The following is a 15,774-nucleotide window of genomic DNA, read 5'->3' on the forward strand; positions in this document are numbered from 1 at the left end:
GGTCAGTTGAGGACAGAGCAAAAACTGCTTCGCAGTTTCTTGGTCCGTCCCGCAAGTCTTGGTCTGTCCCGCAAGGTCTCAAGAGGTACCCGCGGCCGCGGCGTCGAGCAGGTTGATCTTCTTGGGGATCAGCCCGAGCGCGAGGAAGGTGTCGGCGATCTGCTGCTGCTCGGCCAGGATCGCCCTGGTGATCGGGCCGGTGCCGAACCGGGTGCGCGACACCGAGAGCTCGACCACCGGTTGCGGCAGGCCCCACAGCGCCGCGAGTTCGGCCGCGAAGGCACCCTTGTTGGCCTGGGCCCACTGGTCGACCTTGTCGAGTTCCTCGATCAGGATCTTGATCACGTCGGCGTTCCTGCCGGCATAGTCGAGCGACGAGAAGTAGAAGGCCCGGTTCCCCACCACGCCCGTGGCGTCCGCGAGCAGCCTGGCGTCGAGCGTCTTCTGCGCCGCCGCGAGAAACGGATCCCAGATCACCCAGGCGTCGATCGAGCCCTTCTCGAAAGCGGCACGCGCGTCGGCAGGCGGCAGGAAGACGACGTTGACGTCGCCATAGGCGAGGCCGTGCTTCTCGAGCAGCTTGACCAGGAAGTAGTGGACATTGCTGCCCTTGTTGAGCGCGACCTTCTTGCCCTTGAGGTCCTTGACCGACTGGAGGGTCGAGGCCTTCGGCACGATCACCGCTTCGGATTGCGGACGCGGCACGGTCGCCGCCACATAGGCCAGCGGGGCGCCCGCGGCCTGCGCGAAGATCGGCGGCGCCTCGCCGACGTCGCCGAAGTCGATCGAGCCGACATTGAGCGCTTCGAGCTGCACCGGCCCCGCGGTGAACTCGGTCCACTTGATGCTGACGCCCAAGGGCGCGAGGCGTTTCTCGAGCGTGCCGCGGCCCTTGAGCAGGCTCAGGTTGCCCTTCTGGTTGCCGATGCGCAGCGTGCGCGCGGGAGCCTGGGCGAAGGCGGCGAACGCCGGCAGCGCAACGGCTGCGGCTGCGCCCTGGATCAGTCGTCGGCGGATCGATGAATGCGAGGTCATGGTGATGCTTTCGTTCGGAGGGCAGGAGTTACAGGGGAGCAGCCGTGGTCGCGAGGAAGCCGGTGATCAGCACGGCCGCGGCCACCACCAGCGGGCTGATCGCGAGTCGGCGAGGATCCAGCGCAGCGGGCGCGAATCCTGGAAGTCGTCGGTGAAAACGGGCGGCATGTGTTTCTTTCAGGCAAAGGAAGTCCCGCGCCGCTGGGCGGCGAGTTCGTTCGGGACGGGGTTCTGGGGGAAGGGGCGCCGCGCGGGACGCCAGGCGCGTCAGACGCTACATCGCACGTGCGCGAAATCGATCGCCTCGAAGCCCCAGGCCGGCGGCAGCCTGAGCCCCTCGCTCGCCAGCGTCTCGACCGCGTCGTCGAGGCGCTGCGCGAGCTCGGCCTGCAGCTGGTAGGCGCCCTCGGGCTGCAGCGTCACCTGGCCGTCGGTCGCATAGACGCCCGGCAGGATGTGCCGTGCCGCCAGCGACTGCAGCACCGGGCGCAGCGCATAGTCGAGCGCCAGCATGTGGTGCGGACTGCCGCCGGTGGCCAGCGGCAGCACGGTCTTTCCCTTGRGCGCGGTCTGCGGCAGCAGGTCGAGGAAGACCTTGAGCACGCCGCTGTAGGCCGCCTTGTAGACCGGCGTCGCGATCACGACCACATCGGCGCGTCGCAGCTGGTCGACCGCATGCTGCACCGACGGGTGCGAGGCCTCGCCGAGCAGCAGCGCATGCGCGGCGAGTTCGCGGATCGCGAGCAGCTCGACCGGGACATGGCGCTCGGCGAGCCGCGCGGCCACCGCATCGAGCAGCACCGCCGAACGCGAGGGCGCGGAAGGACTGCCGGCAATCAGGAGAACGGACATCGGTGGCCTTGCGCGTGCGTTACTTCTGCTTGCTCAGGTAGATCTGGTCGAAGGACCCGCCGTCGGCGAAGTGCGCCTTGTCGGCCTTGGCCCAGCCGCCGAAGGCCTCGTCGATCGTGAACAGCGTGAGCTTCGGGAACTGCGTCGCGTACTTGGCCTTCGCCTTGTCGGAGGTCGGGCGGTAGTAGTTGCGGCCCGCCACATCCTGGCCCTCGTCCGAATAGAGGTACTTGAGGTATTCCTCGGCCACGGCGCGCGTGCCCTTCTTGTCGACCACCTTGTCGACCACCGTCACGGTGGGCTCGGCCAGGATGCTGATCGAAGGCACGACGATGTCGAACTTGTCGGGGCCGAATTCCTTCAGCGCCAGGAAGGCCTCGTTCTCCCACGCGAGCAGCACGTCGCCGACGCCGCGCTGCACGAAGGTGATGGTCGAGCCGCGCGCGCCGGTGTCGAGCACCGGCACGTTCTTGTAGAGGCTGCCGACGAACTCCTTGGCCTTGGCCTCGCTGCCGTACTTGCGCTTGGCGAATTCCCACGCCGCCAGGTAGTTCCAGCGCGCGCCGCCCGAGGTCTTCGGGTTCGGCGTGATCACCTGCACGCCCGCCTTGGCCAGGTCGTCCCAGTCCTTCAGGCCCTTGGGGTTGCCCTTCTTCACAAGGAAGACGATGGTCGAGGTGTAGGGCGCCGAGTTGTGCGGCAGGCGTTTCTGCCAGTCGGGCTTGACCAGGCCGCCGTGCGTCACCAGCGCGTCGGTGTCGCCGGCCAGGGCCAGGGTGGCGACATCGGCGTCGATGCCGTCGATGATCGAGCGCGCCTGCTTGCCGGAGCCGCCGTGCGACTGCTTGATCGTGACGTCCTGGCCGGTCTTGGCCTTCCAGTACTTGGCGAAGGCCTGGTTGTAGTCGACGTAGAGCTCGCGGGTCGGGTCGTAGGAGACGTTGAGCAATGTCACGCCCTGCGCGAACGACGGCATTGCCGTCAGGGCGATGCTGGCGGCAGCGGCGGCGCCGAGGGAAAGCTTGATAAAGTCGCGGCGAAGGCGCATGGTCTTGTGCTCGTAAATGGCATAAAGCTGAAGCCACGTATTCTGGATACGGCATATGGAATCGAGAACGACTGAGTTCTCAGTTCCAAATAACGAAATCAACTAAGACACCCACAAAGGCATCCAAAATGGCACGTATGGTCCAGTGCATCAAGCTCGGCAAAGAGGCCGAAGGCCTCGACTTCCCGCCCTACCCCGGCGAGCTCGGCAAGCGACTGTGGGAAAACGTCAGCAAGGAGGCCTGGGCCGCCTGGCTCAAGCAGCAGACCATGCTGGTCAACGAGAACCGCCTGAACCTGGCCGATGCGCGCGCCCGCCAGTACCTGGCGCGGCAGATGGAAAAGCACTTCTTCGGTGAAGGCGCCGACGTCGCGCAGGGCTACGTGCCGCCGCCCGCCGCCTGAGCTTTTAGGGTTTCCGTCCCCATGGCCGAGCCCGTCGATTGGCGCGCCGACGGCATTCCGCGCAGCGCGCGATTCGACGACATCTACCACTCCGAAAGCGGTGCTCCGGCGCAGGCCCGGCAGGTGTTCCTGGGCGGATGCGGCCTGCCCGCGGCCTGGGCCCGCCAGCCGCAATGGCGGATTCTCGAAACCGGATTCGGTTTCGGCCTCAGTTTCCTGACCAGCTGGCAGGCCTGGCGCGAGGATCCCGAGCGCCCGCACCTGCTGCACTTCGTCTCGATCGAGGCCTTTCCGGTCTCGCGCGACGATCTGCTGCGCGCCGCCACCGCCTACCCGGAGCTTCTTCCCCTGGCCGAGTCGCTGGCGGCGCAGTGGCACGGCCTGCTGCCCGGCTTCCACCGCCTGTCGTTCGACGAAGGACAGGTGCTGCTCACGCTGTGCATCGGCGACGTGCAGCCCATGCTGCGGGCCCAGCGTTTCGAGGCCGACAGCATCTTCCTCGACGGCTTCAATCCCCAGCGCAATCCGGCCATGTGGTCGGCCGACACGCTCAAGGCGGTGTCGCGCTTCGCCCGGCGCGGCACGCGGCTCGCCACCTGGACGATTGCGCGCGCGGTCTGCGACGCGCTGGCGCAAAACGGCTTCCAGCTCACCAAGGCGCCCGGCCTGCCGCCCAAGCGGGACCGTCTGCAAGGCGTGTTCGAGCCGGCCTGGCAAATCCGGCAGCGCGGGCCCGGACCGACCCAGCCGGCGACGGCTGGCCGTTGCGCGGTCATCGGCGCCGGCCTGGCCGGCGCGGCGGTCTCGGCCAGCCTGGCGCGCCGGGGCTGGGAGGTGCAGGTGCTCGAAGCAGCCGATCATCCGGCGGCCGGCGCATCCAGCCTGCCGGCCGGGTTGCTGGCGCCGCATGTCTCGCCCGACGACGCTCTGCTCTCGCGCCTGACGCGCGCCGGCATTCGCGCCACCTGGCAGCAGTTGGCGCAGTGGCTGGTGGAAGGCTCGGACTGGCGCGCGAGCGGCGTGCTCGAGCGGCGGGCCGCCGGCGACGATCGCCTGCCGGCCGGCTGGTCCGCCCAAGGGCCCAACGAGTCGTGGCATGCCGGTGCGGACCGGCTTCGCGCGTCGGGCCTGCCGGCCGGTTCCGCGGCCCTCTGGCATGCGCGCGCCGGCTGGGTCCGGCCGGCGCGGCTGGTCGAGGCCTGGCTCGCCCGGCCCGGCATCCGCGTGCAGACCGGCTGTCGCGTGGCACGGATCGAGCGCATCGGCACCGACCGCCCGCAATGGGCCCTGCGTGACGCGAGCGGCAAACTGCTGGCCGAGGCCGACCGGGTCGTCATCGCGGCCGGCTTCGAGAGCCGCGCGCTGGCGCCCGACTTTCCCCTGCAACCCGTGCGCGGCCAGGTCGAGTGGGGCCGCATGACGGGCGGCCTGCGCCTGCCCGACGCGCCGGTGAACGGCGACGGCCACCTGATCGCGGGCGTGCCGGGGGCCGGGGGCGCCCTGTGGTGCACAGGCGCCACCTTCGACCGCGACAGCATCGATGCCTCGCCGCGCGCCGCTGACACCGCCTTCAATCGCGAGCGGCTGGCGCGGCTGCTGCCCGAGGCCGCAGCGCAGCTCGATCGCGCGTTCGCGGACGGCGCCACCCAGGCCTGGACCGGGGTGCGCTGCGCCTCGGCGGATCGACGGCCGCTGGTGGGCCCGCTGTCGCCCCAGCTGGCCGACGGCATCTGGCTTTGCACCGCCCTCGGCTCGCGCGGACTCAGCTTCGCCGCGCTGTGCGCCGAGCTGCTGGCCGCGCGGTGGCACGGCGAGCCATTGCCGCTGCCGCTCAAGCTGGCGCAGGCGCTGGACAGCGCGCGAGCGGCCGATCAGAGGTTGGCCAGCGCCATGTAGTCGAGCGGGGTCGACACCCTGGTCCCGGTCGGACGCATCCCCAAATGGAACGAAAAGGCCGGCGCGGCCACAATGTCCCATGGTCATCCAGTACAACATCACCCACACCACCGTCTACCGCTACCGGACGCCCGTCACCTTCGGGCTGCATCGCGTGATGTTCAGGCCGCGCGACAGCCACGACCTGCGGGTGCTCGCGACCGACCTGGAAGTCAGCCCCAAGGCCTACGTGCGGATGATCCAGGACCCGCATTCCAACTCGGTGGCGCTGGTGCAGCCGATGGGCGAGGCGACCGAGCTGCGCATCGTCTGCTCCTTCACCATCGAGCACGTGCCCGCACGGCTGGATGAACTGGCGCTGGAGCCTTCGGCGGAACTGCTGCCCTTTGCCTATTCGCTACAGGAACGACTCGATCTCGAGCACTACCTGCGACCGCACCACGACGACCCCGACGGCACGCTGATCCGCTGGGCGCACCAGTTCCTCCATACCGACCAGCCCAACAGCACGCGCGAGGTGCTGACGCGCATGAACGCGCACATCGGCCAGAGCCTGCGCTATGTCGCGCGCGACGAGGAAGGCACGCAGACACCGCTGCAGACACTGGCGCTGGGCAGCGGCAGCTGCCGCGACTACGCGCTCCTGATGATGGAAGCCGCGCGCCGCCTGGGCGTCGCGACACGCTTCGTGTCGGGCTATCTCTACGACGCGGCACTCGACACCGGCGAAGCGGAGCCGGGGCAGGCAGTCACCGGTTCCGGCAGCACGCATGCGTGGCTGCACGCCTACCTGCCGGGCGCCGGCTGGATCGCCTTCGATCCCACCAACAATCTCATGGGGAGCACCCAGTTGATTCGCGTCGGCGTGGCCCGCGACCCGGCCCTGGCGGCGCCGATCTCGGGCAGCTGGTACGGCGACGCCGAGGCCTATGAGGGGCTGGAGGCGAGCGTGGTGGTGCGGCGAGTGACGAGCTGAGCCCCGCAGGAAGCGTCGCTTGCAGGCGCCTCATGACATTCGCGTGTCGGTCGCATGAAGCTTTCATGAAGTTGCCGGCACGCGAATTGCGTTGCCGTGGGCGGGTCGGGCCGCCGGATTCGGAATTAGGATCCACCCCAACCAACAAAAACCGCACGTCCCGTGCGCCACAACGCCTGAGGAGGGCCCATTGAAGATTGTTCCCATTGACCTTGCCTTGCAGGGTGGCGGTTCACACGGTGCTTTCACGTGGGGCGTTCTCGATCGCATGCTGGAGGAGCCATCGGTGCGTCTCGACGGCATCTCGGGCACCTCGGCGGGCGCGATGAATGCCGCGGCACTGGTGTCCGGCCATGCGGCGGGCGGCGCCGAGGGCGCCCGTGAATCGCTCGACAAGTTCTGGCGCGGCGTCGCCGATGCGGCCAAGTACAGCCCTTTCAAGCGGGGCTGGATCGACATGATCACCGGCACCTGGAGCCTCGAGAACTCGCCGGCCTTCATGGCCGCAGAGCTGGCGACGCGCCTGTGGTCGCCCTACGACCTGAATCCGCGTGGCATGAATCCGCTGCGCGGCATCCTGGCCGAGCTGATCGACTTCGACCGCCTCGCGGCCTCGCCGATCAAGCTTTTCGTCACCGCGACCAATGTGCGCACCGGCCGCGGCCGGGTGTTCCGCAATGCCGAAATGACGCCCGAGGTGCTGATGGCGTCGGCCTGCCTGCCGACGATGTTCCACGCGGTCGAGATCGATGGCGACCCTTACTGGGACGGCGGCTACTCGGGCAATCCGACGATGACGCCGCTGATCCGCGAATGCCAGGCGAGCGACACGATCCTGGTCCAGATCAACCCGATCGAGCGGGCCGGCGTGCCGCGCAGCGCGAGCGAGATCAACGACCGGCTCAACGAGCTGTCGTTCAACTCCCCGCTCTTGAAGGAACTGCGCATGATCGCCCTGCTGCGCCAGGTGGCGGACCCGGGCAAGGGCGAAGGCGCGGCCTGGGCCCGCATGCGCATCCACCGCGTCGCCACCGACGCGATGCTCGAACTTGGCGCCTCGTCGAAGATGATTTCGGAGTGGCCCTTCCTGTGCAAGCTGCGCGACGAAGGTCGACGCTCGGCGCAGGCGTTCATCGACGCACACAAGGGCGACATCGGGAAGCGCTCGACGCTCGATCTCGACGCTCTGCTCGAAGGAGTCTGAACGATGGGACTCCTTGGCATCTTCCTCGGCCTGGGTCTGCTGATCTGGCTCTCGTACCGCGGCTGGAGCGTGCTCGTGCTGGCACCGGCGGCCGCGCTGATCGCCGCGCTGTTCGCCAGCGAACCGCTGCTGGCGCACTGGACCCAGACCTTCATGGGCGCGGCGGCCGGTTTCCTGGCCCAGTTCTTCCCGCTGTTCCTGCTCGGCGCCGTCTTCGGCAAGCTGATGGACGACAGCGGCTCGGTGCAGACCATCGCCCGTTTCATGACCGAGAAGCTGGGACCCAAGCGCGCGATGCTCGCCGTGGTGCTGGCCGGCGCGCTGGTCACCTACGGCGGCGTCAGCCTGTTTGTCGCCTTCTTCGTGCTCGCACCGATGGCGCAGGCGCTGTTCCGCGCCGCCGACATACCGGCGCGCCTGATGCCGGCCGCGATCGCGCTGGGCACCTCCACCTTCACCATGTCGGCGCTGCCAGGAACTCCGGCGATCCAGAACGCGATCCCGATGCCCTTCTTCGGCACCACCGCCTTCGCGGCGCCGGGACTGGGCGTGATCGCCTCGGCCATCATGCTAGGCTTCGGCATGTGGTGGCTGCGGCGCGCCGAGTCCCGCGCGCGCGCCGCCGGCGAGAGCTTCGGCACCCTGACGTCGGACGCGCATATCGATGCCGCCGTCGATCCGGTGGTGCGAGAGCGCGCGACCACGGCCGGCAGCTTCGACCCGGCCGAGGTCCGGCACGGCGAACACGGCGCCGGCCAGCCCGGCATCGTCGTGGCGCTGGCACCGCTGGTGGTGGTGGTGCTCGTGAACCTGCTGATGGCGCTGGTGGTGCTGCCGAGCATGGACACCGATTTCCTGGCCGAGCCCCGCTTCGGCGGCATCAGCCTGGCCAACGTGGGCGGTGTCTGGGCGGTGCTGGTGGCGCTCGCCGCGGCGATGGCGGTGCTGGTCGCGCTCAACTGGAAGCGCCTGCCCTCGCTGCGCGCCACGGTCGACGCCGGCGCCAATGCCTCGGTGCTGCCGGTGGTCTGCGTCGCCAGCCTGGTGGGCTTCGGCGCCGTGGTGGCCGCGATGCCGGCCTTCGAGATGGTGCGCGAATGGGTGCTGGGCATCGGCGGCGGACCGCTGGTGTCGCTGGCGCTGTCCACCAACATCCTGGCCGCCCTCACCGGCTCGGCCTCGGGCGGCCTGACGATCGCGCTCGACGCGCTGGGCGGCACCTTCATGCAGCTGGCCGCCACCACCGGCCTCGATCCGGCGCTGATGCACCGGGTCGCGGTGATCGGTGCCGGCACGCTCGACAGCCTGCCGCACAACGGCGCGGTCGTCACGCTGCTGGCGGTCTGCGGCACCAAGCACCGCGAGAGCTACTTCGACATCGTGATGGTCGGCATCGTCGGCGCGCTGATCGCACTGGTCGCCGTGATCGTGCTCGGTTCGGCCGTCGGCTCGTTCTGAGCCGCCGGCTCAGCTCACTCGCCGCTGCAAGCCGGCGACGTGCAGCTCCGGCGGGGCCGCGAGGCGGCGCGCATAGGCCGCCTCGGCCTCCTCCAGCGCTTCGCAGAGGCGGTCGAGCGCCCGGATGTCCTGCACGCCCGGCGGCACCCCGCTGCCGCACATGAAGTCGCCGAGCGACTCGATCATCGCCTCGCGCGCGGCCGCCACCGCCAGCCGGCAGCGCACCGTTTCGCCCCGCAGCCTGGCCAGTTGACCTCTTTTCGACCGATGCACGGCATCTCCCCGGTTGTTATTCGACGACTTCGGAAGCGACGAACCTTAGGGCCTGGGCGGCGCCGGGTCCATATGACTTAGGCCCTATCCACTCCGGGCAGTCGCAATCCGATTCAATCTGCGCCTTGCGCCGGGGCCGCCGCCGCAGGAAGATGGCTGCCGCCGAAGGAGACATGCCGACGGCCATGTCCGAATCGGCGGCCTCGAGACAGGAGCCGCGCCATGAACAAGCTGACCTCCCTGCTGCTGTGGCCGGCGATCGCCCTGCTCGGTGCCTTCTCCTTTGCCGCGCTGGCGCTGGGCCGCGGCGAGAGCGTCAACGCGGTCTGGCTGGTCACCGCGGCACTGTGCGTCTATTTCATCGCCTACCGGTTCTACAGCAAGTTCATCGCCGACAAGGTGCTGCGGCTGGACGACTCGCGCGTCACCCCGGCGCTGCGCCACAACGACGGCATGGACTACGTGCCGACCAACAAGTGGGTGCTCTACGGCCACCATTTCGCCGCCATCGCGGGCGCCGGGCCGCTGGTCGGGCCGGTGCTGGCGGCGCAGATGGGCTACCTGCCCGGCACGCTGTGGATCCTCACCGGGGTGGTCCTGGCCGGCGCGGTCCAAGATTTCATCGTGCTCTTCGCCTCGGTGCGGCGCGACGGCAAGTCGCTCGGCGAGATGATCAAGATGGAGCTCGGCCCGGTGCCCGGCACGCTGGCGCTGGTCGGCGTGCTGGCGATCATGATCATCATCCTGGCGGTGCTGGCGCTGATCGTTGTGAAGGCGCTGACCGGCAGCCCCTGGGGCCTGTTCACGATCTTCGCCACCATCCCGATCGCGCTGCTGATGGGCGTCTACATGCGCCTGATCCGGCCCGGTCGCGTCGGCGAGGCCTCGATCTTCGGCGTGGTCCTGCTGCTGGCCTCGATCTTCCTCGGCCGCGTGGTCGCCGAGAGCCCGGCCTGGGCGCCGTGGTTCACCCTCACCGGCCCGCAACTGGCCTGGGCGCTGATCGGCTATGGCGCAATCGCCGCCAGCCTGCCGGTGTGGCTGATGCTGGCGCCGCGCGACTACCTCAGCACCTTCTTGAAGATCGGCACCATCGTCGCGCTGGCGCTCGGCATCTACTACGTCGCGCCGATGCTCGCGATGCCGGCCACCACGCGCTTCATCGACGGCAGCGGCCCGGTGTTCTCGGGCAAGCTGTTCCCGTTCCTGTTCATCACGATCGCGTGCGGCTCGGTGTCGGGCTTCCATGCCCTGATCTCCTCGGGCACGACGCCGAAGATGGTCGAAAAAGAGTCGCACATGCGCTTCATCGGCTTCGGCGGCATGCTGGCCGAGTCCTTCGTCGCGGTGATGGCGCTGACCGCCGCCAGCGTGCTCGACCCCGGCATCTACTTCGCGATGAACGCGCCGGCCGCGGTGATCGGCACCACCGCCGCCCACGCGGCCGAGGTGATCTCGGGCTGGGGCTTCACGATCACGCCCGAAATGATCAACCAGACGGCGATCGACATCGGCGAAACCAGCATCCTGTCGCGCGCCGGCGGTGCACCGACGCTCGCGGTCGGCATGGCGCAGATACTCGGCCAGGCCTTCGGAGGCAAGTCGATGGAGGCCTTCTGGTACCACTTCGCGATCCTGTTCGAGGCCCTCTTCATCCTGACTGCGGTCGATGCCGGCACCCGGGTCGGCCGCTTCATGATCCAGGACATGCTGGGCCACCTCTACAAGCCGCTCGGCAACACCGAGTTCCTGCCCGCCAACATCCTCGCCACGCTGCTCTGTGTCGGCCTCTGGGGCTACTTCCTGTACCAGGGCGTGGTCGACCCGCTCGGCGGCATCAACACGCTGTGGCAGCTGTTCGGTGTCGGCAACCAGATGCTGGCGGGGATCGCGCTGCTGCTGTGCACCAGCGTGCTGGTGAAGATGAAGCGCGAGCGCTACGTGTGGGTCACGCTGGTGCCGACCGCCTGGCTGCTGGTCACCACGCTCACCGCGGGCGTGCAGAAGATCTTCCATCCCGACCCGGCCATCGGTTTCCTGGCGCTGGCGCGCAAGTTCGGCGACGCTGCCGCGCAGGGCACGCTGATCGCGCCGGCCAAGTCGATCGCCGAGATGCAGCGCGTGGCCTTCAACAACACCCTCGACGCGGTCGTCTGCAGCTTCTTCGTGCTGCTGGTGCTTGCCATGTGCGTCTTCGCGGCCAAGATCTGCCTGCAGGCGCTCAAGCAGGCCCGACCGACCGCCCAGGAGATCCCGCCGATGGCAGGCGCCCGGGGAGCAGCGCCATGAACGAGGCCCTCGACGTCGACGACCGGCGCCCAATGGGCGCGCGCTGGCGCCGCGTCTGCTCGGCCTGCCGCCAGGTGTTCGGCATGCCGGACTACGAGCGCTATCTCGAACACGCCGCCGCCCGCCACCCGGGTGCGCCGGTGCTGTCGCGCAACGACTACTGCGCCACGGTGATCGAGCGCCGCTACGGCCAGGGTGCGGGCCGCTGCTGCTGAATTCCCGGGACCTCCGGCGGACGGCTAACATCCGGGCCCGAAAGCAGGCCCCGTGAAACCCCAGAACTTCGACTTCCACCATCCGCTCGCCTTCTGGACCGGCTGTGTCGCCATCATCGGCGGCGTGCTTGCGCACCTGCCGATGTTCATGATGGGCAGAAGCACCGGCTATCAGATGGTCGGCATGGAGATGGACGCCACCATGCTGACCGGCATGGCGATGATCCCATTCGGCGTGCTGCTCGCGGCCTATGGCCTGATGCCGCGCATCTCCGGCATGCGCAAGAGCCTGCACGGCGACAGCCACCTGCAGTTCCACGTGGCCGACGGCGTTCCGCTCAATCGCGAGCACTGGAAGCTGGTGCTCGTGCTGGTGGTTGCGCTGGCGGTCGACGTGCTGAAACCGGCCACGCTGGGCTTCGTGATGCCGGGCATGACGCACGAATACGAGATCAGCCGCGAGCGCGCCGGCGTGCTGGCCCTGGTGGCGCTCACCGGCACCACCGTCGGCTCGGTGCTCTGGGGCCGGCTGGCGGACCTGTTCGGGCGCCGCTCGGCGATCCTGCTGTCGGCCCTGATGTTCATCGGCACCGCGATCTGCGGCGCCATGCCCAGCTTCGAGTGGAACCTCGTCATGTGCTTCCTGATGGGCGCATCGGCCGGCGGGCTGCTGCCGATCACCTTCACGCTGATGGCCGAGACCGTGCCCGCGGCGCACCGCGGCTGGCTGCTGGTGGCGTTGGGCGGCATCGGCACCTCGGCCGGCTACCTGCTGGCGGCCGGCTCGGCGGCCCTGCTGGTGCCCGAGTTCAGCTGGCGCGCGCTGTGGCTGCTCGGCCTGCCGACCGGCCTGCTGATCGTGTTCCTCGGCCGCTACATCCCGGAGTCGCCGCGCTTCCTGTCGAATGCCGGGCTGGCCGACGAGGCCCGCGCCGTGCTTGCCCGCTTCGCAGGCGGGCAGCCGTCAGGCACGGGCGCCGCGGTCGCCGCCGCGGTGGTGGCCGAGGAGGAGGTCCCCGCCGGCGGCATCGCCCAATTGCTGCGCGGCGGCCACGCGCGCGTCACCTGGGGCCTGGCGGTCTGCGGCGTGGCCTGGGGACTGGTCAACTTCGGCTTCCTGCTGTGGCTGCCGACCAACCTCGGCAGCATGGGCATGGACGCCAGCGCCGCCAGCGCGCTGCTGGCCCGCTCCGCCCTGCTCGCCCTCCCCGGCATCGCGCTCGTGATCTGGCTGTACCACCGCTGGAGCAGCATCAAGGCGCTGGTGCTCTTCATCGGCCTGACGGCCGCCACGCTGCTGGTGTTCTTCGCACTCGGCCTGGCGCAGGTGCATTCGGCCCTGGCGATGGTCGTGACCACGGCCCTGCTGCTGGTGAGCTCCAGCGGCGTGATCGCGATGCTGATCCCCTATGCGGCCGAGATCTACCCGGTGCACCTGCGCGGCACCGGCTCGGGCGTGATCGCGGCCAGCTCGAAGTTCGGCGGCATCCTCGGCGCCGGCTTCGGCGTCGCCGGCGTGTTCGAGCACTTCACGGCCTCGGCGCTGCTGATCGCGCTGCCGATGGCCGTGGCGGCCCTGATGCTGGTGCGCAGCGGCATCGAGACCCGCGGCCGGCGGCTCGAGGACATCCAGGCGGCCTTCGCGGCGGCGCGAAGGCCGCTCCCCTGACTCCCGGACGCGCGCTTCCCTGGCTTCGCTCGCCTTCCGACCCGGTTTCGCCTTATCCGAAAAAGCCATCGAATCGCCTCGAAACCCGCATGGCGACTGGTGAATATGCTTATCCGCATAAGGCGCGAACCAAAAAATAGTTTGTTTCCATAAGCCTCGCTTTTACATTCCTCGCTCGCTTCGACGAGCAGTGGACGCACCGCTTTCCAGCTACTGACACACGATGTACCAATACACAGATTTCGACCGCCAGTTCGTGCACCTGCGTGCCGCCCAGTTCCGCGACCAGCTCGAACGCTGGCAGACGGGCAAGCTCGCGGAGGACGAATTCCGACCGCTGCGCCTGCAGAACGGCTGGTATGTGCAGCGCTACGCACCGATGCTGCGCGTGGCCGTGCCCTATGGCGAGCTGTCGAGCCGTCAGCTGCGCGTGCTGGCGAAGATCGCGCGCGTCTACGACGAGCCCGAGGCCGAGGTCTACAAGAACGCGCTGGCCACCCAGGGCAAGCTCGGCACGCACAAGCTGCCGACCCACTACGCCCACTTCACGACGCGCCAGAACGTCCAGTACAACTGGATCCCGCTGTCGAAGTCGGCCGACGTGATGGACCTGCTGGCGACGGTCGACATGCACGGCATCCAGACCAGCGGCAATTGCATCCGCAACATCACGAGCGACGAGCGTGCCGGCGTCGCGGTCGACGAGATCGCCGACCCGCGCCCGTTCGCTGAAATCATGCGGCAGTGGAGCACGCTGCACCCCGAATTCGCCTTCCTGCCGCGCAAGTTCAAGATCGCGATCACGGGTGCCACCGAGGACCGCGCCGCCACCGGCTGGCACGACGTCGGGCTGCACCTGCTCAAGAACGCGGCCGGCGAACTGGGCTTCCGGGTCCAGGTCGGCGGCGGCATGGGCCGCACGCCGATCATCGGCACCGTGCTGCGCGAGTTCCTGCCGTGGAACCAGATCATGAACTACCTTGAAGCGGTGGTCCGGGTCTACAACCGCTACGGTCGGCGCGACAACATCTACAAGGCCCGCATCAAGATCCTCGTGAAGGCCGAAGGCCAGCGCTACATCGATGACGTCGAGGCCGAGTACAAGCAGGTGATCGAGCACGACGGCGCGCCGCACACCATCACCCAGGCCGAACTCGACCGCGTGAGCGCCTCTTTCGTGCCGCCGACACTGGCGACCCGCGTGTTCCGCAGCGCCGAGGAGACCGATGCCGACCTGCGCGCCCAGGCCGCCGACGACGTGATGTTCGCGCGCTGGCTGCAGCGCAACGTGGCGCCGCACCGCAATCCCGCGCTGCGCGCCGTCACGCTGTCGTTCAAGCGCCTGCTGCAGGCGCCCGGCGACGCGTCGGCCGACCAGCTCGACACGGCAGCCCTGCTGGCCGACCGCTTCAGCGCCGGCGAAGTCCGCGTCACGCACGACCAGAACCTGCTCTTGCCCTGGGTCCATGCGGAAGACCTGCATGCGCTGTGGCTGGCGGCCCGCGAGGCCGGCTTCGCGAGCGCCAACGTGCACCTGCTGACCGACATGATCGCCTGCCCCGGCGGCGACTTCTGCGCGCTGGCCAATGCGCGCTCGATCCCGATCGCCGAAGCCATCACCGAGCGCTACCAGGACCTCGACGAACTCGACGACCTCGGCGAGATCGATCTCCACATCAGCGGCTGCATCAACTCCTGCGGCCATCACCACAGCGGCCACATCGGCATCCTCGGCGTCGACAAGGACGGCAAGGAGTGGTACCAGGTCACGCTTGGCGGCTCCGACGGCTCCACGCTCAGCGGTGCGGCGCAGGCCGGCAAGGTGGTCGGCCCGTCGTTCTCGGCAGCCGAAGTGCCCGACGTGATCGAGGCCGTGCTCAACACCTACCGCGACACCCGCGAAGCGGGCGAGACCTTCATCGACGCGCTGCGCCGGGTCGGTATCGAGCCGTTCAAGGCCGCCGCCAACGGCGCACGCTTCAAGGTCGAGGAGGTGGCTGCATGAACAAGACGCTTCGACTCATCGCCGCCGAGGACCACGTCGACAACGGCGAGCCGAATGTGCTGCAGCTGCCCAACGACGCCGACCCGCTCGCGATCGAGGTGTGCCTCACGGACGTCGAGCGCATCGACCTGAACTTCCCGAAGTTCACCGATGGCCGCGCCTACAGCCAGGCCTTCCTGCTGCGCCGCCGCCTGGGCTTCCAGGGCGACATCCGCGCCACCGGCGACGTGCTCATCGACCAGCTGGTGCAGATGCAGCGCACCGGCTTCTCGAGCGCGGTGCTGAAGGAAGGCGTCGACGCCTCCGCCGCCCAGCGGCAGTTCGACCGCTTCGCCGCCTTCTACCAGGGCGACGCAGTGCAAGCCACCCCCATCTTCAAACGGGCATGAAACCCACCCCCGTTGCTTGCTCACTGCGTGTCGCCGCCTCCCCCCTCAAGGGGGCAACGCC

At 68.9% G+C, this 15,774-nt stretch carries 14 protein-coding genes; 10 read left to right on the forward strand and 4 right to left on the reverse strand.

Annotated features, from left to right (window positions below; genetic code table 11):
• Positions 1–78 precede the first annotated feature (78 nt).
• The 3 genes from AC1D2O_RS08900 to AC1D2O_RS08910 all read right to left on the reverse strand — a co-directional run bounded on the left by AC1D2O_RS08900 (position 79) and on the right by AC1D2O_RS08910 (position 2,935).
• Positions 79–1,035, reverse strand: a complete 957-nt coding sequence (locus AC1D2O_RS08900) for a sulfonate ABC transporter substrate-binding protein (RefSeq protein ID WP_478091415.1) — start codon at positions 1,033–1,035, stop codon at positions 79–81.
• Between the two features lie 267 nt (positions 1,036–1,302).
• The gene (gene ssuE, locus AC1D2O_RS08905; protein WP_478156749.1) at positions 1,303–1,887 is read right to left on the reverse strand and encodes an NADPH-dependent FMN reductase; all 585 of its coding nucleotides are present in this window, start codon (positions 1,885–1,887) and stop codon (positions 1,303–1,305) included.
• A gap of 19 nt (positions 1,888–1,906) precedes the next feature.
• Positions 1,907–2,935: a sulfate ABC transporter substrate-binding protein gene (locus AC1D2O_RS08910; RefSeq protein WP_478091418.1), complete on the reverse strand. Its 1,029-nt coding sequence runs from the start codon at positions 2,933–2,935 to the stop codon at positions 1,907–1,909.
• 128 nt (positions 2,936–3,063) lie between these two features.
• Here AC1D2O_RS08910 and AC1D2O_RS08915 point away from each other — a divergent pair, with 128 nt between their 5' ends.
• From AC1D2O_RS08915 to AC1D2O_RS08935, 5 genes are all read left to right on the forward strand, one after another.
• Positions 3,064–3,339, forward strand: coding sequence for an oxidative damage protection protein (locus tag AC1D2O_RS08915; protein ID WP_478156751.1), 276 nt, complete (start codon positions 3,064–3,066; stop codon positions 3,337–3,339).
• Positions 3,340–3,360: 21 nt separating this feature from the next.
• Entirely contained in the window at positions 3,361–5,235 is a 1,875-nt protein-coding gene (mnmC, locus tag AC1D2O_RS08920) for a bifunctional tRNA (5-methylaminomethyl-2-thiouridine)(34)-methyltransferase MnmC2/FAD-dependent 5-carboxymethylaminomethyl-2-thiouridine(34) oxidoreductase MnmC1 (protein WP_478090726.1), read from the forward strand.
• Positions 5,236–5,314: 79 nt separating this feature from the next.
• Complete coding sequence (locus tag AC1D2O_RS08925) at positions 5,315–6,211, forward strand: transglutaminase family protein (protein WP_478090727.1); 897 nt, start codon at positions 5,315–5,317, stop codon at positions 6,209–6,211.
• Positions 6,212–6,428: 217 nt separating this feature from the next.
• Entirely contained in the window at positions 6,429–7,415 is a 987-nt protein-coding gene (locus AC1D2O_RS08930) for a patatin-like phospholipase family protein (protein WP_478090734.1), read from the forward strand.
• A 3-nt stretch (positions 7,416–7,418) separates the two neighbouring features.
• Positions 7,419–8,873, forward strand: a complete 1,455-nt coding sequence (locus tag AC1D2O_RS08935; protein WP_478090728.1) for a GntP family permease — start codon at positions 7,419–7,421, stop codon at positions 8,871–8,873.
• Positions 8,874–8,882: 9 nt separating this feature from the next.
• On the opposite strand, the gene AC1D2O_RS08940 is transcribed toward AC1D2O_RS08935, so the two are convergent.
• Positions 8,883–9,146 carry a hypothetical protein gene (locus tag AC1D2O_RS08940; protein ID WP_478090729.1) on the reverse strand — a complete coding sequence of 88 codons (264 nt, stop codon included), beginning with the start codon at positions 9,144–9,146 and terminating at the stop codon, positions 8,883–8,885.
• Between the two features lie 222 nt (positions 9,147–9,368).
• Between AC1D2O_RS08940 and AC1D2O_RS08945 the strand changes: the two genes are divergently transcribed.
• The 5 genes from AC1D2O_RS08945 (at position 9,369) to AC1D2O_RS08965 (ending at position 15,713) form a co-directional block, all read left to right on the forward strand.
• Positions 9,369–11,435 carry a carbon starvation CstA family protein gene (locus tag AC1D2O_RS08945; protein WP_478090730.1) on the forward strand — a complete coding sequence of 689 codons (2,067 nt, stop codon included), beginning with the start codon at positions 9,369–9,371 and terminating at the stop codon, positions 11,433–11,435.
• The gene (locus tag AC1D2O_RS08950) at positions 11,432–11,650 is read left to right on the forward strand and encodes a CstA-like transporter-associated (seleno)protein (protein WP_478090731.1); all 219 of its coding nucleotides are present in this window, start codon (positions 11,432–11,434) and stop codon (positions 11,648–11,650) included. Before AC1D2O_RS08945 ends, AC1D2O_RS08950 begins: the two co-directional genes overlap by 4 nt.
• 52 nt (positions 11,651–11,702) lie before the next feature.
• On the forward strand, positions 11,703–13,319 hold the full coding sequence (locus tag AC1D2O_RS08955) for an MFS transporter (protein ID WP_478090732.1): 1,617 nt from the start codon (positions 11,703–11,705) through the stop codon (positions 13,317–13,319).
• Positions 13,320–13,542: 223 nt separating this feature from the next.
• Complete coding sequence (locus AC1D2O_RS08960) at positions 13,543–15,324, forward strand: nitrite/sulfite reductase (RefSeq protein WP_478091369.1); 1,782 nt, start codon at positions 13,543–13,545, stop codon at positions 15,322–15,324.
• Positions 15,321–15,713 (forward strand): DUF934 domain-containing protein, encoded by a 393-nt coding sequence (locus AC1D2O_RS08965; protein WP_478091370.1) that lies wholly within the window; start codon positions 15,321–15,323, stop codon positions 15,711–15,713. Before AC1D2O_RS08960 ends, AC1D2O_RS08965 begins: the two co-directional genes overlap by 4 nt.
• The last annotated feature ends 61 nt before the right edge of the window (positions 15,714–15,774 follow it).

This window comes from Variovorax sp. P1_G12 (assembly GCF_056405555.1).